The sequence below is a fragment of the Sphingomonas sp. AC449 genome, from assembly GCF_979253475.1.
Map to the genome: position 1 here is coordinate 1 of NZ_CEEDCZ010000060.1, position 257 is coordinate 257.

Annotated in this window: 1 protein-coding gene; it reads right to left on the reverse strand. The window is 65.4% G+C overall.

Annotation, left to right across the window (positions count from 1 at the left end; translation table 11 throughout):
- Positions 1-257 (reverse strand): tRNA-dihydrouridine synthase (locus tag AC0CH3_RS17830; protein ID WP_465238130.1); only part of this gene is annotated, 257 nt, incomplete at both ends.

The following is a 257-nucleotide window of genomic DNA, read 5'->3' on the forward strand; positions in this document are numbered from 1 at the left end:
GGCCATGCGGCGAAGAGTGCGTCGATCCCCGGGCGACCGGTGATCGACGGCTCCGGCTGCGGCAAGGTGACGCCAGGGCGCGTAGAACTCGGCGAGCATCGCCTTGACCTGCTTGGGATCCGCAATCTGGTTCACACGGTTCCGGAACTCCGCCGAGCCGTGCAGCCCCTTGGTGTACCAGCCGATCTGCTTGCGCGCCATGTTGACGCCGGTCTCGATCCCGTAATGTTCGAGCATCGCCTCGTAATGGCCTGCGA